Here is a 21,122-nt window from a genome sequence, read left to right as displayed (position 1 = left end):
GTCAAGCGCGACGGAACACCCCTGGGGACATGCGTGAACCGCACCACCGATCGGCCTCGATGCGCGAAAATCGGGCCCATGGCAAAGAGACAACGCGCCGCCACGGTGGTCGGCAACGAGATTCACATCCTGATCGAAGACGAGGACGAGCTGACTTCCAAGGAACTCGCCCAGGAACGCAAGGCCGCACAGGCCGAACAGGAACGCCTGGGCTGGCTGTTCCAGACGCCCGAGCAACTGGCCGGCCGCATCCCGGTCTCGGTGTTCGCGATGGGCGATCTCAGCGTCAGCTGACCCCCCTGCCCCCGGTCTCGCCCGGCGGCGCTTCGCGCGCTTTCACGACTTTCTCCACCGCGCCACCTGCGGCCCGGCACCATGCCTGGCCGCAGGCTGCCGCGTGGGTCAGGCCGACACTTCCACGCTCTGTGCCAGCCGCTGCGGCGCGTCGGCCATGACGTCATGGCCGGACTCCTCCGGCGATCGGCTGCAGGGCGAAGGCGGTGGGCTGCGGCGTCCTCCTGGCCTGCACCCAGGCGGCGCTGTTCGGGTCGAGGAGGCCGAACGCCTCGACCCCTGGGCACCGGACGCCCGGCCTCGCCGTGCGCCACCGCCTCGCGCATCTGCTGCTGGAAGGGCGCGGACTTGACGTCCATCACGCGCTGACCGTCCTGCGGCAGGGTCGGAGTCGAGGGACACGGGCGAGCGCACCTGCGAACCGATCTTCTCCGCCGTGCCCGACGGGCGAGCCTCCGTCGGCAGGGACTGCGCCGCCCGCGCGGCTGGCTCAGGCGAGAATGGCTGCATGCCGAGCAAGCCGCGCATCCTGGTCGTCGAGGACGAATCGGGCATCGCCGACACCATCCAGTACGTGCTGTCCACCGACGGTTTCGAGCCGGTCTGGTGCGCGACGGCGCAGCAGGCGCTGCGCGAGTTCGCCGCGCGGGCGCCAGCGCTCGCCATCCTCGATGTCGGCCTGCCCGACCTGCACGGCTTCGAGCTGTTCAAGCAGCTGCAGGCCCTGCCCGGCGGGGCGCAGGTCCCGATGCTGTTCCTCACTGCGCGCAGCGACGAGATCGACCGCGTGGTCGGCCTGGAGCTGGGGGCCGACGACTACATTGCCAAGCCGTTCTCGCCGCGCGAGCTGGTGGCGCGGGTGCGCTCGATCCTGCGACGCAGCGGGCGCCCCCCGGCCGCCGCCACGCAGCCGCCGGCGCCACCCGCCCCGCTGACCGTGGACCTGGAGAAGCGGCAGATCCGCTACTACGGCCACCTGCTGGAGCTCTCGCGCTACGAGTTCGGCATCCTGCGCGTGCTGGCGCACAAGCCGGGCCGCGTGTTCACCCGCGACGAACTGCTCGACCAGGTCTGGGACGACGGCAGCGGCAGCTTCGACCGCACCGTCGACGCCCACATCAAGACCCTGCGCGCCAAGCTCAAGGCGGTGGCTCCGCGGCTGGAGCCGATCCGCACCCTGCGCGGCACCGGCTACGCACTGAGCGAAGAGCTGCCGCCCGCGCCGTGATCAGCAAGCGCAACCGCATCTTCGTCGGCATCCTGCTGATCTACGCGGCGGGCATCGCGTTCCTGCTGTACCGGGTGCTCGCCGACCTGGACCCGCGCTACCGCGAGTCGGCCGAGGAATCGCTGGTGGAGACCGCGCACGTGATGGCCAGCCTGGTGGAGCAGGACGTGCGGGGGGGCGCGATCGACACGGCCCGGCTCGAACCGCTGTTCCGCTCGGTGCACGCACGCCAGTTCGAGGCCCGCATCTTCAGCGTCGTCAAGCACAAGGTGGAGCTGCGCCTGTATGTGACCGACCGCGCCGGCCGCGTGCTGTACGACTCGCAGGGCCGCATGGCCGGCGCGGACTTCTCGCAGTGGCGCGACGTGCGGCTGGCCCTGCGCGGGGAGTACGGCGCGCGCACCACGCCCGACGTCGAGGAAGACCCGCTCACCTCGGTGATGTACGTCGGCGCGCCGGTGCACCACGGCAACGAGATCGTCGGCGCGGTGTCGGTCGGCAAGCCGGTCCAGAGCTTCGGCCAGTTCGTGCAGGCGGCCCGTCGCAAGACGCTCTACGTCGGGCTCTACTCCGCGGTCGCCGTGCTACTGCTGGCCGTGATCGTGTCGGTGTGGCTGGTGCGGCCGTTCGGCCTGGTGGCCGACTACGTGCGCTACGTGCGGGCGCAGCGGCGGTTGAACCTGCCGCGGCTGGGCCGGCGCGCGTTGGGGGTGATCGGCGCCGCCTACGACGAGATGCGCGACACGCTGGCCGGCCGCAGCTACGTGGCCGACTACGTGCAGACGCTGACCCACGAGGTGAAGAGCCCGCTGTCGGCCATCCGCGGTGCGGCGGAACTGCTGCAGGAACCCGGCATGGCGCCGGCGCAGCGCCAGCGCTTCCTGGACAACATCACGCGCGAGACCCGACGCATCCAGGAGCTGGTGGACCGCATGATGGAGCTCACCGCGCTGGAGACCCGCCGGACCCTGGAGCAGGTGCAGCCGGTGCGCCTGGGGCCGCTGCTGGACGAAGTGGTCGCCGCCGCAGCCGCCGCCGCGGCGCCGCGCCAGGTGCAGGTGCGCCTGGACCTGCACGAGGAGGCCATGGTCGAAGGCGACCCGTTCCTGCTGCGGCGCGCGGTGAGCAACCTCCTGGACAACGCGATCGACTTCTCCCCGGCCGGCGGCCAGGTGCGGGTGAGCCTGCGGCGCGGCCGCCGCGATGCGGTGGTCGAGGTCGCCGACCAGGGCCCCGGCATCCCCGACTACGCCCAGGACAAGGTGTTCGAGAAGTTCTACTCGCTGGCCCGGCCGCACTCGCACAAGAAGAGCACCGGCCTCGGCCTGCCCTTCGTGCGCGAGATCGCCTCGCTGCACCACGGCCGCATCGGTCTGGCCAACGCGGCCGAGGGCGGCGCGGTGGCCCGGTTCGCGCTGCCGCTGGCGGCGGGCTGAGCCGGCTTCACACAGGCTTCACGCAGGCCTCGCGCAGGCTTCCAACGGCGTTCTCGCCGGCTCGCGATCCTCTGGCCCGTGCACTGTCGCACCGCCCCAGGATCCACGATGCAGCCCTCCTTCCAGCCCCGCCACGGCGTCCTGCGCTGGCTTGTGGTCACCGCCGCCGGCACGGCCGCCGCCTGCCTGCTCGCCTTCTCCCCCGCCCAGGCCCAGGACGCGCCCGGGCGCGCCCGCACCGAGAGCCCCTACTTCTTCGTCGCCAGCGACGACCCCGGCCTGGACCGGCTGCCGCTGAAGTCCACGCAGGTGGACGTGCGCATCAGCGGCGTGATCGCCGACGTGACCGTCACGCAGCACTACCGCAACGAGGGCCGGCGCGCCATCGACGCGCGCTACGTCTTCCCGGGCTCGACCCGGGCGGCCGTCTCCGGCATGAACGTGCGCGTGGCCGACCGGCTGATCACGGCGCGCATCCGCGAGAAGCAGCAGGCCCGCGTCGAATTCGACCAGGCGCGCACCGAGGGCCGGACCGCCGCGCTGCTGGAGCAGCACCTGCCCAACGTGTTCCAGATGAACGTGGCCAACATCCTCCCGGGCGACGAGGTCAAGGTGGAGCTGCGCTACACCGAGCTGCTGCTGCCGCAGGCCGGCAACTACCAGTTCGTGTTCCCGACGGTGGTGGGCCCGCGCTACAACAGCCCGCAGTCGCAGCAGGCCGGCGCGACCTGGGTGGCGCAGCCCGTGCTGCCCGCCGGCGTGCCCGGCGCGGCGGCGTTCGATCTCAGGGTGGCGCTGAGCAGCCCGATCGGCATCAAGGAGCTGCGCTCGCCGACGCACCGCGTGGAAGTGACCGGCGAGGGCGAGCAGCGCGCCGGCGTGGCGCTGGCCGGATCCGGCCCGGCCGACAACCGCGACTTCATCCTCGACTACCGGCTGGCCGGCGACCGGATCGAGTCCGGCGTCATGCTCTACCGCGGACCCGAGGAGAACTTCTTCCTCGCGATGGTCGAGCCGCCCAAGCACGTGGCGCCGGCGGCCATCAGCCCGCGCGAATACATCTTCGTGGTCGACATCTCCGGATCGATGCACGGCTTCCCGCTGGACACCGCCAAAGCGATGCTGCGCAACCTGATCGGCGGGCTCAAGCCCAGCGACCGGTTCAACGTGCTCCTGTTCTCCGGCAGCAACCGCTTCCTGGCCCCGCAGTCCGTGCCGGCGACCGGCGCCAACATCGAGCAGGCGATCCGCACCATCGAGAACTTCCGCGGCGGCGGCAGCACCGAGCTGATCCCGGCGCTGCGCCGCGTGTACGCCGAGCCGCGCCCGGCGGACCTGGCCCGCACCGTGGTGGTCGTCACCGACGGCTACGTCACCGTCGAGCGCGAGGCCTTCGAGCTGGTGCGCCGCCACCTGTCCGACGCGAGCGTGTTCGCCTTCGGCATCGGCAGTTCGGTCAACCGGCACCTGATCGAGGGCCTGGCCCGCGCCGGGATGGGCGAGCCGTTCGTCATCACCGACGCCGCGCAGGCGCCGCAGGAAGCAGCGCGCTTTCGCCGGATGGTCGAGTCGCCGGTGCTGACCAGCGTCCGCGCGCGCTTCGAGGGCCTGGACGTCTACGACGTGGAGCCGCAGCAGCTGCCCGACGTGCTCGGCGAACGCCCGGTGCTGGTGTTCGGCAAGTGGCGCGGGGACGCCCGCGGCCAGGTCGTCGTCGAGGGCATGACCGCCGCCGGGCCGCACCGGGAGGCGATCCCGGTGGGCCCGCACGTCGCGCAGGACGCCGCCGCCCTGCGCCACCTGTGGGCCCGCCACCGCATCGCCCGCCTGACCGACCAGGAAGCCCTGGAGGGCGGCGACGGGCTGCGCCAGCAGATCACCGCGCTGGGCCTGGGCTACGGCCTGCTGACCCAGTACACCAGCTTCCTGGCCGTTGACACCGTGGTGCGCCACCCCGGCCCGGACGGCAGCACCCCGGTGGACCAGCCCTCGCCGATGCCGCAGGGCGTGAGCAACCTGGCGGTCGGGGCCGAAGTGCCGGGCACGCCCGAGCCGGCCACCTGGGGCGCGGTGCTCGTCGTGGGCTCGGTGCTGGTGATGCTGGCACGGCGCGCCCGGCGCCAGCGGGCCGGCCGCTACACCGCCTGACGTGGCCGGAGGCCCCATGCTGCACCAGCGCCTGCTCGCTCTGCCGCGCTTCGTCGCGCTCGGCATTTACCTGGATCGCACCCCGCCGCTGTTCTGGCTGGGGCTGCTGGCCGCCACCCTGCTGCCCACCTGGACGTGGATGGGCCGGCGCCTGCTGGACGGCTCCGACGACCCGCTGGGCATCGTCGCACTGGCCGCGCTGCTGGCGGTCGGCTGGTGCTGGCGCGCGTCCCTGCGGTCCACGCCGCGCCTGGGGTGGCTGGCCCTGGCGCTCGCGGGGGCGGTGCTCTCCACCGCCGCCCTGGGCCGGTGCCCGCCGCTGGTCGCCGCCCTGCCCGGGCTGCTCGCGATGGGAGCGGCACTCGCGGCCTTCCTGCCGTCGCGGGTGGCCAGCACGCCAGTGCTGGGGCTGTCGGTGCTGTCGCTGCCGCTGCTCGCGTCGCTGCAGTTCTACGCCGGCTATCCCCTGCGGCTGGTCACCGCCGAGGCCAGCCGCTGGCTGCTGGCGCCGTTCTTCATCGCGGAGCGCACCGGGGCCAGCCTGCGCGTGGACGGGCGGCTGGTGATCGTCGATGCGCCCTGCTCGGGCGTGCAGATGCTGTGGCTCGGTGAATTCACCGCCTGCGTGGTGGCCCTGTGGACCGGCCGCCGGGATGCGTCGTTCCTGGCGCGGCTGCCGGCGGTGAGCGCGCTGGTGCTGGCCGGCAACGTGGTGCGCAACACGGTCCTGGTCGCCTTCGAGGCCGGCGGCCGCCCCCTGCCCCGCGGGGGGCACGAGGCCGTCGGCCTGTTGGTGCTGGCCCTGGTCTGCGCCGCCATCGCCTGGGTCATGCACGCTCCGCGGGAGGCACGCGATGCTTGAGAACACCTTCTGCCACCGCGTGCTGCACAAGCTGGCCTGGGCACTGCTGCTGCCGGCCTGCCTGGCCTGGGGCAGCTGGCGCACCTGGGGCATGGCCGCGGCCGAAGCGCCCGCCCCGGCTGCCGCGCCGGAGCTGCCGGCGCAGTGGAACGGCCAGCCCTTGCGGCCGCTGGCGCTGTCGGAAGTGGAAGCGCGGTTCGCGCGCCAGTTCCCCGGCTCGCTGGCGCGCCTGACCGATGGCCGCGAGGTGCTGATCCTGCGCACCGTGCTGCGGCCCACCCGCATGCTGCATCCCGCCGCCGACTGCTACCAGGGCCTGGGCTGGCGCGTGGGCGAGCAGCGCCTGCAGCTCGACCGCGACGGCGCGACCTGGCGCTGCTTCGAGGTCGAGCGCCAGGGACGCCGACAGCGCGTGTGCGAACGCATCGTCGATGCCGATGGCCGCGGCTTCACCGATGCGTCGTCGTGGTACTGGGCGGCAGTGCTCGGCCAGTCGCACGGTCCCTGGCAGGCCTTCACCGTCGCGGGGCCGCTGTGAGGACCGTGCTGCTGGTGCTGGCGGGGCTGCTGGCCGCGCTGCTGGTCGCGGCACTGGGCGGCTGGCTGCTGCTGCGCACCGTGCTCGCGCCGCTGCCGGGCGAATGGGCCGTGCCCGTCGGCTGGGGGCCGCTGCGCTTCCAGGCCGGCGTGCCGTCGGCCGTGCGCCTGGCCACCTCGTGGTGGGGCGGGCCGCTGCTGCACGGACGCACCCTCGACAGCCGCCACGGCAGGCTGCACTTCGTCTGGGTGGACGGGGCGCTCCACGTGCGCTGCGCGCCCTGCGTGCTCCAGGCGCCCGGGCTCGGCCGCGACCGGCTGCAGCTGGAGGAGGTCGACCTCACCGCACGCCGGCTCGCCGACCGGCTGTCCGGCGAGTTCAGCGCCGGCACGGTGGGCGGCCGCTGGCAGGGCGAGCTGGCCGACGGCGGCCTGCGGCTGCGGCTCGACCTGCCCGTCACGCCGGTGGCCGACGTGTACGCCCTGTTCGCGCGCGACCTCCGCGAAGTGGGGCGCGCCCGCATCGAGGGGCAGCTGGCGTTGCAGGCGAGGTTCTCGCTGCCGGGCGGCTCCCTGGCCGTGGTGCCGCGGCTGGAAGGCTTCCAGGTGGCAGGCCTGGGCACCGAGGCGCTGGCGGGCGCACGCAGCACGTGCAGCCGCCGCCCGGCGCGCCTGCGTCCCGACAGCTGGCTGGCGCGCGCCGTGGTGGCCGCGGAAGACCAGCGGTTCTTCGAGCATCCCGGCTACGACCTGCAGGAAGTCGCCGCCGCGCTGGCCCGCAACGAGCAGGCCGGGCGCATCGAGCGCGGCGCCAGCACGCTGTCGCAGCAGCTTGCCAAGCTGCTGGTCGCCGGCGAGGAGCGCAGCCCACTGCGCAAGCTGCGCGAGCTGCTCTACGCGGTGGAGCTGGAACGCACCCTGGGCAAGGCGCGCATCCTGCGTCTGTACCTGGACAACGCCCCGTGGGGCCACGGCGTCTGCGGCGCGGAGGCGGCGGCACTGCACTACTTCGGCGTCCGCGCCCACGAACTCACCGCGGGCCAGGCCAGCTGGCTGGCGGCCATGCTGCACAACCCGGCGCAGGAGGCCCAGCGCTGGGCCGCCACCGGCCAGATCAACCTGGCACGCGCCCAGTGGGTGGCGCTGCGGCTGCGCGGCATGCCGCGCGACGCGAAGCTGGCGCTGGCCGAGGCGCTGGCCACGCAGGACTGGACCCCGCGCTGGGCGGAGCCCGGCCCACGCGCCGAGCAAGGCGACGCGCCGCTGCCGGCCGGGGCCGCGAACTGAAGCCGCCCTCCTGCAAGGTTGGCAGCAGGCCGCCCCGCCCCGCCAAGCCCCGGGTGCGAGCCGCCGCCGGCCCGCTCCGACCCGCGCCGCATTGCCGGGCTGCGGGGTCGAGCTGTGCCGCGTCTGTCCGATCCGTTGGCCAGGAGGGCTCCAGAGCCCAGCAGTCCGGAGCGACGCGTGGGCCGCAGCAGCACCCGGTCACGCACGGTTGACCCCAGCGCGGACTGCGCCTATGGTGGGTCCGGGACCTCGGAAGGTCGGCGTTGACCTCCGCGGCGGCGCGCCAGGACCACAGGAGAGCCGAGATGAACCCCAGGACCTTCACCCGCCGCCGGCGGGCAGTGCCCGCCCTCGGCCTGCTGCTCGCCGCGGCGGTGCACGGCGGCATCGCCCAGGGCACCCGGCGCGCCGAGCCGATCGAACCGCTGCCGGAGGCCGTGACCGATGTCGACCCGGCCAGGGCGCGGCTGGGCGAGAAGCTCTTTGCCGACACGCGCTTGTCCGGGGACGGCAAGGTGTCCTGCCAGTCGTGCCACCTGCCCGACGCCGGCCGCGCCGACCCGCGCCGGCATTCCGTCGGTGCCTTCGGCAAGCTGCGCGAGCTCAATTCGCCCACGCTGCTGAACGTGCGCTACAACACCTCGGGCCTGAACTGGACCGGCCGCACCAAGGACCTCGATGCGCAGATTGCCGGCTCGGTCGGCAATGCCGACACCATGGCTCACGACTGGGGTCAGGTGGTCAGGCTGCTGGCCGACGACGCGGCGATGGCCGCCGAGTTCCGCGCCGTCTACGGCGGCGACGCGCCGGTGACGCAGAAGAACGCGGCCGACGCGATCGTCAGCTTCGAGAAGTCGCTCGTGACGCCCTCGCGCTTCGACGACTGGCTCAGGGGCGACGAGCGCGCCCTCTCGCCGCAGGAGAAGGCCGGCTACGCCAAGTTCAAGGAGCATGGCTGCATCGGCTGCCACGCCGGCATCAACGTGGGCGGCAACAGCTTCATGAAGTTCGGCCTGTTCGGCGACTACTTCGGCGACCGCGCCAGGAAGGGCCGCGGCGCGATGGTCGACGTCGACAAGGGCCGGCTGCTGGTCACGAAGAAGGAGGAGGACCTGCAGGTGTTCCGCGTCGCGCCGTTGCGCAACGTGGCCCTGACCGCGCCCTACTTCCACGACGGCGCCGTCGAGACGCTGGACGAAGCCATCCTGCTGATGGGGCGCCACCAGCTCGGGCGCGAGATCCCCGCCGACGACCGGCAGTCGATCGAGGCCTTCCTGAGGTCGCTGACCGGCAAGCAGCTGGAAAAGCGCTGAGCGCGGCCGGTGGGGCAGGCTTCAGTCCTGCACGCCGAAAGCCTGCCGGAACGCGTCGCAGAAGGCGGCCGTGCCGACCAGCGTGAGCGTCAGCGTCGTCAGCGGCGCGGGAACGGCGGCCGCCAGGGACACCGCGCCGGCCGCCGGGTCGTGCCGGATCTCCAGCGGCGTGCCGGGCTCGGCGACCGCCTGCAGCTCGTAGTCCCATTCGCCGTCCTCGTGCAGCGCGCCCGCGGCGCCGAACGTGCGGGCGGCCCAGCGCAGGACCGCGCCCACCTCGGCCAGCAGCGCAGGCAGCCGCGGCGGGGCCACCGACGCCATGGCATCGAAGCTGCCGGCGCCGGACGCCTCGTCGCTGAAGTCGAAGTCGAGATAGAGCAGTTCCATGCCGGCAAGCATGCACCAGGGATCGCTCCCGCATGGGAACGGACCGCGCGGTGCCGGCGCGCGCGCGGGCGCTTGGCGGCGCCCGCCGTCACGGCCGTCGTGTCAAACCGCGATGCGGAACAGCGAGGTCGACAGTGTCGTCGGGCTGCCCGCGGATGCCACCCGCGTTCAGGACAGCGCGGCCGGCCGCTCGGGGATCAGGCGCGGCAGCCCCGCGACCTCGACCAGCGATTCCAGCACCTTGTCCGTCGCCTCGATCAGCTCGGGATAGTGCGCCTCGGCCACGTCGGTGCATTCGTGCACGGCGAGGTCGCGGCACTGGTCGGCCAGCCCGAAGCGTTCCCAGGTCTGTGCGCCCAGGCAGGCAGCGGGATCGGGCTGGCCGTGGAGGCGCAGCACCTCCTGCACCAGCTCCAGCGGACCGACCGAACGCGCCTGTCCGTAGCGGATGCCGGCCGACGCCTTGGGCCGGCCCGGTGCGTGCACGACCAGCGAGCGGGCCAGCGCCTCCACGGCCGCCAGCGTCGCCGTCAGGCGCACCGGACCCGCTTCCGCTTCGGCCCGGGCCAGCCGCTGCTTGATCAGACGGAACCGGGCCGACGGGTGCGCCGTGCCGTGGGCTTCACGAATCCTCTCCAGCTCCGCGCGCAGATCAGTGACCATCGTCCGAGTCTAGACGGATGAGCTTGCCGCGCGCGCGCGGACGATGGTCGGACAAGCAGCGGTGTCGGAGGAACGAAACACCAGTGCGACCCGGTTCTCACCCGGCGTCGCCGGCACGGGCCGCGCGTGCGCACGCCGGCTCTGCCGCTGCGACGCCACGCGTGCACGGCCGCGTCGGATCACGATGACAAGCGGCCGGTGCGACTGTCCGGCACCAGGCGCGGGTCCGCGTGCCTGTAATGACGGCTCGCCCGCGAGGTGCGGGCGCCCAACCAGGAGCACACATGCAGACGGAAGACTTGAAGCAGAGCATCAACCGCATCGAACAATGCGCCGACGAGGCCAAGCGCGCCGTGCAGGTCGGTTCGGCCCCGGACGAACTGCGCCGGACCGTGGAGACGCTGCACCAGCAGGCGCGCCAGGCCCAGCAATCGGCCAACGCCCAGCAGCAGATGGGCCAGGATGGCCTGAAGCAGCAGGTGATGCAGCTGGAGCAGACCGGCGACCAGGCCGTGCAGGCCTGCCGCACCGCCGGCAATGTCGATCCGCAGACCCAGCAGGCCGTGCAGCGGGCCCACGACGAGATCTCCAGCCTGAAGAAGCAGATCCAGATGGGCTGAGTTCCCCAGGTGATCCGGGCGGCCACGCCGCCCGTCCTCCTTTGCCGCCTGGATGCAGCCCCCCGGGGCCGCATCCAGGCGCTGCGCAGCGACTGCACGATGGGCCCATGCGGCCGCCCGACGCCACGTTCAGCGCGGGCTCACGACAGCCGCCGGCGGCCATGTTCGCGGCAGGCCTGCGCGAAGGCCTCCAGCGTGCGGGCGTAGAACGGATGCCGCGCGTGGTGCCATTCGGGATGCCACTGCACGCCGAACGCGAAGGCCGAGGCATGCACCACCCGCACACCCTCGACCAGGCCGTCGGGCGCGTGGGCCTCGGCGACCAGCCTGTCGCCGAGCTTGCGGATGCCCTGCCCATGGAGCGAGTTCACCTGGGCCCGGGTGCCGCCCGCCCACTGGGCGAAGGCGCTGCCGGGCGCCAGCAGCACCTCGTGCCGTTCGGCGAACTGCTTCTCCAGGTCCTCGCCTTCCGGCTCGCGGTGGTCCATCAGCCCCTGTTCCGCGTGGACGCGCTGGTAGAGCGTGCCGCCCAGCGCCACGTTCATCTCCTGCAGGCCGCGGCAGACGCCGAACAGCGGCGTGCCGCCCGCCAGGGCGGCACGCACCAGGTTCATCGTGAGCGCGTCGCGGCGCGGATCGATCAGGTCGGTCTCGAGGCGCGTGCCGCCGTAGTGGGTGGCCTCGACGTTCGACGGCGAACCGGTCAGCAGGACGCCGTCGACCAGGGGCAGCAGGTCCGGGATGTCGGCGGCGCCGGCCATCGGGAACAGCACTGGCTGCAGCCCGAGCTCGCAGACCGCAGCCGCGTAGCGGTCGGCCAGCACCGTGTAGCCACCCGGGTCCGACAGGTCGAGGTGACGGTGGCAGGCGGGGAGCCAGACGAGCGGCTTGTGCACTGGCATCGAACCATTGTGCCGTGCGGTCCGGACGCGGCCATTGCCGCTGCTGCGGCATGCGGCGTCAGACGGCTTCGGCTGGGCAGCCGGGCCGGCCGCCTCGCCTGCGGCCCCCGGCACGGACGCGGACCGCGCGATGCGGCCCGCCGTGTTCAGTTCGGCTTGCCCAGGCCGAGCTTCTCGACCAGCGCCTTCTCGGTCGCGAAGGTGTCCTGCGCGAACTTGGTGTAGGCCGCCGAGCTCATGTACATCGGCAGCATGTCGTAGCGGCCGAGAGCCTGCACGTAGGCCGGGTCTTCCATCGCCCTCTTGAACGCGTCGTGCAGCTTCGCCACCACGTCCGGCGGCGTGCCGCGCGGCGCGGCCAGGCCGAACGGCGAGTTCTGCACGATGTTCAGGCCCAGTTCCTTGAGCGTCGGCGCGTCGGGGAACTTGTCCAGGCGCTTGTCGCCCCAGGTGTTCAGCACGCGCAGCTTGCCGGCCTGCACCAGCGGCGCGAAGCCGGTGGAGTCGGCGGCGGCCATCAGGTGGCCGCCGGTGATGGCCTGCGCGAGTTCGGCGCTGCCCTTGTACGGGATGTGGTTCAGCTGGATGCCCAGCTGCTGCGCGATCAGCTCGGTGGTCAGGTGCGGGCTGGTCAGCGTGCCGGTGGAACCGTAGCTGAGCTTGCCGGGGTTGGCCTTCGCGTAGGCGACGAAGTCCTTCCAGCTCTTGATCGGGCTGTCGGTGGGGACCACGATGCCGAACGCGTATCCGGTCAGGTTGATCACGTAGGTGATGTCCTTGACCGGATCCCAGTTGATCTTGGTCGTGTAGGGCAGGCGGAACACACCCAGCGGCGTTTGTGCCAGGGTGTAACCGTCGGGGGCCGAGCTCTGCAGCTGCTGGGCCGGCAGCGTGCCGCCGGCGCCCGGCTTGTTCTCCACGATCACCGGCTGGCCGAGGATCTTGCCGGCGTTGTCGGCCAGCGTGCGCATGGTGATGTCGGTCGGGCCGCCGGCCGGGAAGGCCACCAGCAGCCGGATCGGCTTGTTCGGGAAGTTCGAGGCGCCCTGCGCGAGGGCGGGCAGCACGGGGCTGGCCACGGCGGCGGCGGCGAGCTGGACGAGGTGGCGACGGCGCATCGGATCTCCTGTTCTGTGTGAGTGCTTGGCAACCCCCGATTGGACCGCTTCCTGCGCTCGCGCTCAATCGGGAATCACCTATTCGTTGTCGCCTTGGTGATCGAAGTCAGCCTGCTGCCAGCAAACTCAGCCGTCATGCTCGCTCGAGCACGGGCTGCAGCGCCACGCCGGTGTGGGTGCGCAGCCGCACCACCTCCTCGGGCGGCGCGCTGGCCACCACCTGGCCGCCGGCGTTGCCGCCCTCGGGCCCCAGGTCGATGATCCAGTCCGCCTCGGCGATCACGTCCAGGTCGTGCTCGATCACCACCACGCTGTGGCCGCCGTCCACCAGCCGGTGCAGCACGCGGATCAGCTTCTCGACGTCCGCCATGTGCAGGCCCACCGTCGGCTCGTCCAGCACGTACAGCGTGTGCGGCGGCTTCTGCCCGCGCCGCGTGACGTCGTCGCGCACCTTGGACAGCTCGGTCACCAGCTTGATCCGCTGCGCCTCGCCCCCCGACAGCGTGGGCGAGGGCTGGCCCAGTGTGAGGTAGCCCAGGCCCACGTCCTTGAGCAGCTGCAGCGGATGGCCGATGCTGGGCATGGAGGCGAAGAACTCCACCGCCTCGTCGACCTCCATCTGCAGCACGTCGCCGATGCTCTTGCCGCGCCAGGTGACGGCCAGCGTCTCCGGGTTGAAGCGGGCGCCGTGGCACGACTCGCACGGCACCTTCACGTCCGGCAGGAAGCTCATGGCGATGGTGCGCACGCCCTGTCCCTCGCAGGTCGGGCAACGGCCCTCGCCGGTGTTGAACGAGAACCGGCCCGGGCCGTAGCCGCGCGCCTTGGCCTCCAGCGTGTCGGCGAACAGCCGGCGGATGGTGTCCCAGAAGCCGATGTAGGTGGCCGGGCAGGAACGCGGCGTCTTGCCGATCGGCGTCTGGTCGACCTCGAGCACGCGGTCGATGCCCTGGTAGCCGTCGAGCGCCTCGCAGCCGCTCCACACCGGGTGCCGGCCCCGCTCGTCCGCCTCGCGGCCGGCCTTGGTGCTGCGCTGCTGCACCGCCGCCTGCACGTTGTGCAGCAGCACGTCGCGCGCCAGGGTCGACTTGCCCGAACCCGAGACGCCGGTGACCGCCACCAGGCGGCCGAGCGGCACGCTGACGTCGACCTTGCGCAGGTTGTGCAGGTCGGCGCCGGCCAGTGTCAGGAAGCGCGGCGCCGGCGCCTGCGCGACCGGAGCCGGCGCATTCGCGGCGCGGCGCCGGGCCGCCTTGGACGGCGGCAGCGCGGACGCGATCGCGACCGGCGCGTCGGGCTCGCCGCCCACCACGCGCCGCGGCTGCAGCGGGTGCTTCATCGCGTGCAGCAGGTAGCGGCCGGTGAGCGATTCCGCGCTGCCGGTGATGTCCGCCGCCGTGCCCTGTGCGATGACGCGGCCGCCCCGCTTGCCCGCGCTCGGGCCGATGTCGATGATGTGGTCGGCGCGCCGGATGGTGTCCTCGTCGTGCTCCACCACCACCAGCGTGTTGCCCTTGCCGCCCAGCTTGTGCAGCGCGTTCAGCAGGATCTGGTTGTCGCGCGCGTGCAGGCCGATGGTGGGCTCGTCCAGCACGTAGCACACGCCCTGCAGGTTGGAGCCGAGCTGCGCGGCCAGCCGGATGCGCTGCGCCTCGCCGCCCGAGAGCGTGGGCGCGCCGCGGTCGAGCGTGAGGTAGCCCAGGCCCACCTCCTCCAGGAACTCCAGCCGGCTGCGGATCTCGGGGATCAGGTCGCGCGCGATGCCCTGCTCGCGCGCGCTGAGCACGCCTTGCGCCTGCAGGCGCTCGATCCAGCGGCGCACGTCGCCGACCGACAGCGAGGCGATCTCGTCGATGCCCAGGTTGGCGAACTTGACCGCGCGGGCCTGCTCGTTCAGGCGCGTGCCCTCGCACACCGGGCAGACCTCGTCGGTGAGGTCCTCGACCTCCGGCTCGGCGAAGGTCTGCTCGCGCCCCTTGGTGTCGTCGGCCTGCACCGTGTCGTCGAAGGCCTTGCGCTGCTCGCGCGTGAGCTTGACGCCGGTGCCCACGCAATGCGGGCACCAGCCGTGCTTGCTGTTGTAGGAGAACAGGCGCGGGTCGAGCTCGGCGTAGCTGGTGCTGCACACCGGACAGGCGCGGCGGGTGGAGAACACCTCGACCTGGCCGATGTGGTGGTGCTTGTCCGCCCCGCCCGCGAAGGCGTCGCGCAGGCCGTCGAGTGGCGCCAGCACGTGCAGCACGCCCTTGCCGTGCTCCAGTGCCTCGGCCAGCTTGCGGCGCAGCAGGTCCTCGTTGGCCGGCGTCACGTCCAGGTCGCACACCGGCAGCTCGATGGTGTGCTCCTTGAACCGGTCGATGCGCGGGAAGCCGGTGGTCGGCAGGAAGTTGCCGTCGACGCGCAGGTGGCTGTAACCGCGCGGCCGTGCCCAGTCGGCCAGCTCGGTGTACACGCCCTTGCGGTTGACCACCAGCGGCGCCAGCAGCCCCACGTGCTGCCCGCGGTAGCGCTTGAGGATCTGCGCCGCGATGCTGTCCGGCGTCTGCGGCCGCACCTCGGCCCCGTCCTTCACGCAGTGCTGCACGCCCAGCTTGACGTACAGCAGCCGCAGGAAATGCCAGACTTCGGTGGTCGTGCCCACGGTGGACTTGCGCCCGCCGCGCGAGAGCCGCTGCTCGATGGCCACGGTCGGCGGGATGCCGTACACCGCGTCCACCTCCGGTCGCCCGGCCGGCTGCACGATGCTGCGCGCATAGGCGTTGAGCGACTCGAGGTAGCGGCGCTGGCCCTCGTTGAACAGGATGTCGAAGGCGAGGGTCGACTTGCCCGAGCCCGACACGCCGGTGATCACGCTGAACCGGTTGTGCGGGATCGAGACCGACAGGTTCTTCAGGTTGTGCTCGTGCGCGTTGACGATCTCGATCGCCTCGGTGCGCGGCGCCCGCACCACCGACTGCAGCGGGCGGCCCTCCTCGGCCCTGGCCGGCCCTGCGCCCAGCGCCGAGTCGTAGTCGCGCAGCGCCTTGGCGGTGTGCGAGGTGGGATGCTGCTTCACGTCCTCGGGCGCGCCCTCGGCGACCAGCAGGCCGCCGGCGTCGCCGCCTTCGGGCCCGAGGTCGACCAGCCAGTCGGCCGCGCGGATCACGTCCAGGTTGTGCTCGATGACGATCAGCGAGTGCCCGGCTTCCAGCAGCTTGCGCAACGCCCGCATCAGCTTGGCGATGTCGTCGAAGTGCAGCCCGGTGGTGGGTTCGTCGAACAGGAACAGGGTTCCCTTGCGCGCCAGCCCCTGGCGCGACATCGACGCCGACTTCGCCGCCTCGGCCAGGAAGCCGGCCAGCTTCAGGCGCTGCGACTCGCCGCCCGACAGCGTGGGCACCGGCTGGCCCAGCTTCACGTACTCCAAGCCGACGTCGACGATCGGCTGCAGGGCGCGGATCACGTCGCGGTCGCCGGCGAACAGCGCCGCGGCCTCGCTCACGGTGAGTTCCAGCACGTCGGCGACGTTCAGCGTGCGCGGGCGCACTGCGCCGATCGCCTGCCGCTCGATCGTGACCTCCAGGATCTCGGCGCGGTAGCGCTTGCCGTCGCAGTCGGGGCAGCGCAGGTAGACGTCGGACAGGAACTGCATCTCGACGTGCTCGAAGCCCGAGCCGCCGCAGGTGGGGCAGCGGCCATCGCCGCTGTTGAAGCTGAACTTGGCGCCGGTGTAGCCGCGCTGGCGGGCCAGCGCGCTGGTGGCGAAGATCTCGCGGACCGCGTCCCAGGCGCCGACGTAGCTCACCGGGTTGGAGCGCGCCGTCTTGCCGATCGGCGACTGGTCGACGAACACCACGTCGCCCAGGTGGTCGGCCCCGAGCAGCCGCTCGTGGTGCCCCGGCGTCTCGGTGGCGCGGCCGAAGTGGCGCAGCAGCGCCGGCGCCAGGATGTCCTGGATCAGGCTGGACTTGCCCGAGCCGGACACCCCGGTCACGCAGACCAGGCGCTGCAGCGGGAACTCGACCGAAACGTTCTTCAGGTTGTGCTCGCACGCGCCTTCGAGCACCAGCCGCGGCGTCGCGGGCGTCACCGCGCGCTTGAAGCCCATGCCCACGTGCTTGCGCCCGCCGAGATAGGCGCCGGTCAGCGTGTCGGCGCCACGCAGGGCGTCGGTGGTGCCGTCGAAGACGATCTCGCCGCCCTTCTCGCCCGGGCCCGGGCCCATGTCGATCATGCGGTCGGCCGCGAGCATCACGGCGGGGTCGTGCTCCACCACCACCAGCGTGTTGCCCGCGTCGCGCAGGCGCTTCATCGCCTCGGTGATGCGGTGGATGTCGCGCGGGTGCAGCCCGATGCTCGGCTCGTCCAGCACGAACAGCGTGTTCACCAGCGAGGTGCCCAGGGCGGTCGTGAGGTTGATCCGCTGCACCTCGCCGCCCGAGAGGGTGCGGCTCTGGCGGTCCAGCGTGAGGTAGCCGATGCCGACATCGACCAGGTACTTCAGGCGGGTCGTGATCTCCTCGAACAGCAGCTTCAGCGCCTGGTGCTCGCCGTCCGGCGTGGCGCCACCCGCCTCGGGCTGCAGCCGCGCGAAGAAGGCCCGCAGCCGGTCGATCGGCATGAGCATCAGGTCGTGCAGCGACAGCCCCGGCAGCGCCTCGAGCTGCTCGCGCGACCAGTCCACGCCCACCGGCATGAAGCGGCGGGCCGGCGCCAGCACCGCGTCGGCGTCGGCCTTGGATCCCAGCCGCCACAGCAGGCTTTCAGGCTTCAGGCGCGCGCCGCCGCAGGTCTCGCACGGCGTGTAGCTGCGGTACTTGGACAGCAGCACCCGGATGTGCATCTTGTAGGCCTTGCTCTCCAGGTACTCGAAGAAGCGCTTGATGCCGTACCACTGCTTGTTCCAGTTGCCTTCCTTGTAGTTGGGCGTGCCGTGGATCACCCAGTGCTTGTGCTCGGGCGTGAGCTTGGACCACGGCGTGTCCCGCGGGATGCCCGCCGCCTCGGCATGCCGCATCAGGTCGTCCTGCGCTTCGGACCAGGCCGGCGTCTGGATGGTCTTGATGGCGCCGGCGCGCAGCGTGAGCTTGTCGTTCGGGATCACCAGGCCCCAGTCGACCCCGATCACCCGCCCGAAGCCGCGGCAAGCCTCGCACGCGCCGACGGCCGAGTTGAACGAGAACATCGAGGGAATCGGGTCGGCGTAGCGGATGTCGCTGTCCGGGCAGTGCAGGCCGGTGGAGAACTTCCAGACCTCGACCCCGCCGGCGCCCGGCTCCCCGGGCGCCGCGCCCGATGCGTCGTCGGGTGTGGTGGCATACACCGCCATGCGGCCGGCGCCGCGCTTGAGCGCGACCTCGATCGCCTCGACCGCGCGCGCCTTCTCCACCCCCTGGATGCGGAAGCGGTCGGCCACCACGTCGAGCACCTTGCGCGGGCCGGTGGGCGTGGCCACCTCGCGCTCGGCCTGCACGCGGGTGAAGCCGCTGGCCGCGAGCCACTGCTCGACTTCCTCGCCGGTGGTGCCGGCCGGCAGTTCGACGGGGAATGTCATCACCAGCCGCGGGTCGGCCGGGCCGGTGCGGCGCATCAGCTCCGCGTAAATGGTCTCGGGGGTGTCGTGCCGCACGCGCCGCGCGGTCTTGCGATCGAACAGCTCGGCCGCGCGGGCGAACAGCAGCTTCAGGTGGTCGTTCAGCTCCGTCATGGTGCCGACCGTCGAGCGCGAGGAGCGCACCGGGTTGGTCTGGTCGATCGCGATCGCCGGCGGCACGCCGTCGACGCGGTCGACCGCGGGCTTGTCCATGCGGTCCAGGAACTGCCGGGCGTAGGCCGAGAAGGTCTCGACGTAGCGGCGCTGGCCCTCGGCGTAGAGCGTGTCGAACACCAGGCTCGACTTGCCCGAGCCGCTGGGGCCGGTGACCACCGTCAGTTCGCCGGTGCGCAGGTCGAGGTCGAGGTTCTTGAGGTTGTGCTGCCTGGCGCCGCGAATGCGGATCAATCCCTGGGTCATACGGCCGGTTCTTGTCGTGGAAGGCGGAAGATTCTAGGGATCGCCCGCCGGCGAGCTCGGCCACGGGTTATTGCGGAACTAATGCCTCGCAGACGCCCGACAGCGCGCCTCGAACGGGAACTTCGTCACGGGAAACGCGCAACCCGACCAGTGCGCGGCGTCTGACGCGCGGCTCGGCGCGGCTCGGCGCGGCAGGCGCAGCGTGCAGCGTGCAGCGTGCAGCGGTCCTCCCATGGCGCCGCACGCCGGGACGAGCCGACCCCCGCCGCCCTCGTGCGGCGCGTCTTCGCCACCGCGGCCGCAGCCGCGCAGCAGTGAGGGACGATGCGCCGCAGCCGCGGCGCGCGGCTCACCTGCCGGCGGAAGCGGCCGGAGCGGTGGCCGGCGCCGGCGCGGCAGGCGCGGCAGCCGCCGAGGCGGCGGGCGCCGGCGCATGGCTGCTGTCGACCCCGTGCTTCTCGCCGCCCATGTCGACCTGGTCACCGGCCTTGAAGATGACGAACAGCGCGATGGCGGCGAACACGATGAACCCGACGACGATCTTCCACATGCAAGGCACTCCCGATGGACAGTCAACAAAAAGCCCGCGGCGTTGCCGCCGCAGGCTTTTCAGTGACGTTCCGTCACGCGCGCGTCAGTCGCGGGCGTAGATGTCCACGTCCTTGGTCTCGCGGATGAACAGCATGCCGATCACGAAGGTGGCGGCCGCGACGATCACCGGGTACCACAGACCGTAGAAGATGTCGCCGGTGGCAGCCACCATCGCGAACGCGGTGGTGGGCAGCAGGCCGCCGAACCAGCCGTTGCCCACGTGGTAGGGCAGGCTCATCGAGGTGTAGCGGATGCGGGTCGGGAACATCTCCACCAGCATGGCGGCGATCGGGCCGTAGACCATGGTCACCAGGATCACCAGGTAGACCAGGATCAGCAGCACCATCGGCTTGTTCATCTTGGCCGGCTCGGCGGCCTGGGTCAGGCCGGCGGCCTTGGAGGCGTCGCCCAGGTTCTTGCGGAACTCGCCCAGCGCCTTGGTGCTCTCGGCGGAGAAGCCGTGGCGGGCCTCGTTCAGCGTGGCCGCCGGGGCGGTCAGGACCTTGTCGCCGATGGTGATGGTGGCCGGCTGGCCGGGGGCACCCGCCTTGTTCTCGTACGGGATGTAGGCCTGCGTGAGCGCGCGCTTGGCGATGTCGCACGAGGTGCGGAAGTCGATCTCGCGGGCGATCGGGCTGCCCTGGAACGAGCACTCCTTCGGATCGGCCGTGACGGTGACCACCGACTTCTGCTGGGCTTCGACCAGGGCCGGGTTGGAGTACTTCAGCAGCATCGGGAACACCGTGAAGTAGGTCAGCGCGGCCAGCAGGCAGCCCGCCATGATGATCGGCTTGCGGCCGATGCGGTCGGACAGCGCGCCGAAGACGATGAAGAACGGCGTGCCGATCAGCAGCGAGGCGGCGATCAGCAGGTTGGCCGTGGTCACGTCCACCTTGGCGATGGTCGTCATGAAGAACAGCGCGTAGAACTGGCCGCAGTACCAGACCACGGCCTGGCCGGCGGTCAGGCCCACCAGCGCCAGGATCACGATCTTCAGGTTCTTCCACTGGCCGAACGATTCGGCCAGCGGCGCCTTGGAGGTCTTGCCTTCCGACTTCATGCGCTGGAATGCCGGCGATTCGCTCAGCGACAGTCGAATCCAGACCGAGATGGCCAGCAGGAGGATGGAGACCAGGAACGGGATGCGCCAACCCCAGTCGCCGAAGTCCTTCTCGCCCATCGCGTTGCGCACGCCTAGGATGACGAGCAGCGACAGGAACAGGCCCAGGGTGGCGGTGGTCTGGATCCAGGCGGTGTACGCGCCGCGCTTGCCGTGCGGTGCGTGCTCGGCCACGTAGGTGGCCGCACCGCCGTACTCGCCACCGAGCGCCAGCCCCTGCAGCAGCCGCAGGCCGATCAGGATGATCGGGGCCGCGATGCCGATGGAGGCGTAGCCGGGCAGCAGGCCGACGATGAACGTCGACGCGCCCATGATCAGGATGGTGACCAGGAAGGTGTACTTGCGGCCGATCATGTCGCCCAGCCGGCCGAACACCAGCGCGCCGAAGGGCCGCACCAGGAAGCCTGCCGCGAAGGCCAGCAGCGCGAAGATGTACGCCGAGGTCGGGTCCAGGCCGGCGAAGAACTGCTTCGCGATGATCGCGGCCAGGGATCCGTACAGGTAGAAGTCGTACCACTCGAACACCGTGCCGAGCGACGAGGCGAAGATGACCTTCTTCTCCTCGCCCGTCATCGGCCGGGCGGGCGCGCCCGCCGCAGCAGTTGCAGTTGCCATGTCTTGTCT

General features: G+C 71.9%; 16 protein-coding genes. 9 read left to right on the top strand and 7 right to left on the bottom strand.

Annotated elements, in window-relative coordinates:
* Nucleotides 1-78 precede the first annotated feature (78 nt).
* The 8 genes from VFE82_RS10000 (at nucleotide 79) to VFE82_RS09965 (ending at nucleotide 9,105) form a co-directional block, all read left to right on the top strand.
* Complete coding sequence (locus VFE82_RS10000) at nucleotides 79-294, top strand: hypothetical protein (protein WP_325000161.1); 216 nt, start codon at nucleotides 79-81, stop codon at nucleotides 292-294.
* 508 nt (nucleotides 295-802) lie between these two features.
* Nucleotides 803-1,522, top strand: a complete 720-nt coding sequence (creB, locus tag VFE82_RS09995; protein WP_325000160.1) for a two-component system response regulator CreB — start codon at nucleotides 803-805, stop codon at nucleotides 1,520-1,522.
* Nucleotides 1,522-2,958: a two-component system sensor histidine kinase CreC gene (creC, locus tag VFE82_RS09990; RefSeq protein ID WP_325000485.1), complete on the top strand. Its 1,437-nt coding sequence runs from the start codon at nucleotides 1,522-1,524 to the stop codon at nucleotides 2,956-2,958. The genes creB and creC overlap by 1 nt, the downstream gene beginning before the upstream one ends.
* Before the next feature lie 108 nt (nucleotides 2,959-3,066).
* Nucleotides 3,067-5,106 (top strand): VIT domain-containing protein, encoded by a 2,040-nt coding sequence (locus tag VFE82_RS09985; protein ID WP_325000159.1) that lies wholly within the window; start codon nucleotides 3,067-3,069, stop codon nucleotides 5,104-5,106.
* Between the two features lie 16 nt (nucleotides 5,107-5,122).
* Nucleotides 5,123-5,968, top strand: coding sequence for an exosortase Q (xrtQ, locus tag VFE82_RS09980; protein ID WP_325000158.1), 846 nt, complete (start codon nucleotides 5,123-5,125; stop codon nucleotides 5,966-5,968).
* Complete coding sequence (locus tag VFE82_RS09975; RefSeq protein ID WP_325000157.1) at nucleotides 5,961-6,506, top strand: hypothetical protein; 546 nt, start codon at nucleotides 5,961-5,963, stop codon at nucleotides 6,504-6,506. Before xrtQ ends, VFE82_RS09975 begins: the two co-directional genes overlap by 8 nt.
* The gene (locus VFE82_RS09970) at nucleotides 6,503-7,792 is read left to right on the top strand and encodes a biosynthetic peptidoglycan transglycosylase (protein WP_325000156.1); all 1,290 of its coding nucleotides are present in this window, start codon (nucleotides 6,503-6,505) and stop codon (nucleotides 7,790-7,792) included. The genes VFE82_RS09975 and VFE82_RS09970 overlap by 4 nt, the downstream gene beginning before the upstream one ends.
* A gap of 305 nt (nucleotides 7,793-8,097) precedes the next feature.
* Nucleotides 8,098-9,105 carry a cytochrome-c peroxidase gene (locus VFE82_RS09965; RefSeq protein WP_325000155.1) on the top strand — a complete coding sequence of 336 codons (1,008 nt, stop codon included), beginning with the start codon at nucleotides 8,098-8,100 and terminating at the stop codon, nucleotides 9,103-9,105.
* A 21-nt stretch (nucleotides 9,106-9,126) separates the two neighbouring features.
* Here VFE82_RS09965 and VFE82_RS09960 read toward each other — a convergent pair whose 3' ends face one another.
* Both VFE82_RS09960 and VFE82_RS09955 read right to left on the bottom strand, forming a co-directional pair.
* Complete coding sequence (locus VFE82_RS09960) at nucleotides 9,127-9,492, bottom strand: hypothetical protein (protein WP_325000154.1); 366 nt, start codon at nucleotides 9,490-9,492, stop codon at nucleotides 9,127-9,129.
* A 168-nt stretch (nucleotides 9,493-9,660) separates the two neighbouring features.
* A complete protein-coding gene (locus tag VFE82_RS09955; RefSeq protein ID WP_325000153.1) occupies nucleotides 9,661-10,155 on the bottom strand; it encodes a hypothetical protein in 495 nt (164 codons plus the stop codon).
* 284 nt (nucleotides 10,156-10,439) lie between these two features.
* On the opposite strand from VFE82_RS09955, the gene VFE82_RS09950 reads away from it, so the two are divergent.
* Nucleotides 10,440-10,775, top strand: a complete 336-nt coding sequence (locus VFE82_RS09950) for a hypothetical protein (protein WP_325000152.1) — start codon at nucleotides 10,440-10,442, stop codon at nucleotides 10,773-10,775.
* 140 nt (nucleotides 10,776-10,915) lie between these two features.
* Here the strand turns inward: VFE82_RS09950 and VFE82_RS09945 are convergent, their stop codons facing one another.
* The 5 genes from VFE82_RS09945 to VFE82_RS09925 form a co-directional block, all read right to left on the bottom strand.
* Complete coding sequence (locus VFE82_RS09945; RefSeq protein WP_325000151.1) at nucleotides 10,916-11,677, bottom strand: gamma-glutamyl-gamma-aminobutyrate hydrolase family protein; 762 nt, start codon at nucleotides 11,675-11,677, stop codon at nucleotides 10,916-10,918.
* A gap of 146 nt (nucleotides 11,678-11,823) precedes the next feature.
* Nucleotides 11,824-12,795: a tripartite tricarboxylate transporter substrate binding protein gene (locus tag VFE82_RS09940; protein WP_325000150.1), complete on the bottom strand. Its 972-nt coding sequence runs from the start codon at nucleotides 12,793-12,795 to the stop codon at nucleotides 11,824-11,826.
* A 133-nt stretch (nucleotides 12,796-12,928) separates the two neighbouring features.
* Entirely contained in the window at nucleotides 12,929-18,787 is a 5,859-nt protein-coding gene (uvrA, locus tag VFE82_RS09935) for an excinuclease ABC subunit UvrA (RefSeq protein WP_325000149.1), read from the bottom strand.
* A 349-nt stretch (nucleotides 18,788-19,136) separates the two neighbouring features.
* Nucleotides 19,137-19,337 carry a hypothetical protein gene (locus VFE82_RS09930; protein ID WP_325000148.1) on the bottom strand — a complete coding sequence of 67 codons (201 nt, stop codon included), beginning with the start codon at nucleotides 19,335-19,337 and terminating at the stop codon, nucleotides 19,137-19,139.
* Nucleotides 19,338-19,421: 84 nt separating this feature from the next.
* A complete protein-coding gene (locus tag VFE82_RS09925; protein ID WP_325000147.1) occupies nucleotides 19,422-21,113 on the bottom strand; it encodes an MFS transporter in 1,692 nt (563 codons plus the stop codon).
* Nucleotides 21,114-21,122: the final 9 nt, after the last annotated feature.

The organism is Ramlibacter sp., from assembly GCF_035655895.1.
Classification (GTDB): Bacteria; Pseudomonadota; Gammaproteobacteria; order Burkholderiales; family Burkholderiaceae_C; genus Ramlibacter.
The sequence above is the reverse complement of the archived record's forward strand: the minus strand, read 5'-3'. Positions and strand labels throughout refer to the sequence as shown.

Excerpts from the sequence above, each read along its gene's own strand:
- VFE82_RS09955 (WP_325000153.1), bottom strand. The coding sequence starts at position 10,155 with ATGGTCACTGATCTGCGCGCGGAGCTGGAGAGGATTCGTGAAGCCCAC.
- VFE82_RS09985 (WP_325000159.1), top strand. The coding sequence starts at position 3,067 with ATGCAGCCCTCCTTCCAGCCCCGCCACGGCGTCCTGCGCTGGCTTGTG.
- VFE82_RS09950 (WP_325000152.1), top strand. The coding sequence starts at position 10,440 with ATGCAGACGGAAGACTTGAAGCAGAGCATCAACCGCATCGAACAATGC.
- xrtQ (WP_325000158.1), top strand. The coding sequence starts at position 5,123 with ATGCTGCACCAGCGCCTGCTCGCTCTGCCGCGCTTCGTCGCGCTCGGC.
- VFE82_RS10000 (WP_325000161.1), top strand. The coding sequence starts at position 79 with ATGGCAAAGAGACAACGCGCCGCCACGGTGGTCGGCAACGAGATTCAC.
- creB (WP_325000160.1), top strand. The coding sequence starts at position 803 with ATGCCGAGCAAGCCGCGCATCCTGGTCGTCGAGGACGAATCGGGCATC.
- VFE82_RS09965 (WP_325000155.1), top strand. The coding sequence starts at position 8,098 with ATGAACCCCAGGACCTTCACCCGCCGCCGGCGGGCAGTGCCCGCCCTC.
- VFE82_RS09925 (WP_325000147.1), bottom strand. The coding sequence starts at position 21,113 with ATGGCAACTGCAACTGCTGCGGCGGGCGCGCCCGCCCGGCCGATGACG.
- VFE82_RS09975 (WP_325000157.1), top strand. The coding sequence starts at position 5,961 with ATGCTTGAGAACACCTTCTGCCACCGCGTGCTGCACAAGCTGGCCTGG.
- VFE82_RS09960 (WP_325000154.1), bottom strand. The coding sequence starts at position 9,492 with ATGGAACTGCTCTATCTCGACTTCGACTTCAGCGACGAGGCGTCCGGC.
- VFE82_RS09940 (WP_325000150.1), bottom strand. The coding sequence starts at position 12,795 with ATGCGCCGTCGCCACCTCGTCCAGCTCGCCGCCGCCGCCGTGGCCAGC.
- uvrA (WP_325000149.1), bottom strand. The coding sequence starts at position 18,787 with ATGACCCAGGGATTGATCCGCATTCGCGGCGCCAGGCAGCACAACCTC.
- VFE82_RS09945 (WP_325000151.1), bottom strand. The coding sequence starts at position 11,677 with ATGCCAGTGCACAAGCCGCTCGTCTGGCTCCCCGCCTGCCACCGTCAC.
- VFE82_RS09930 (WP_325000148.1), bottom strand. The coding sequence starts at position 19,337 with ATGTGGAAGATCGTCGTCGGGTTCATCGTGTTCGCCGCCATCGCGCTG.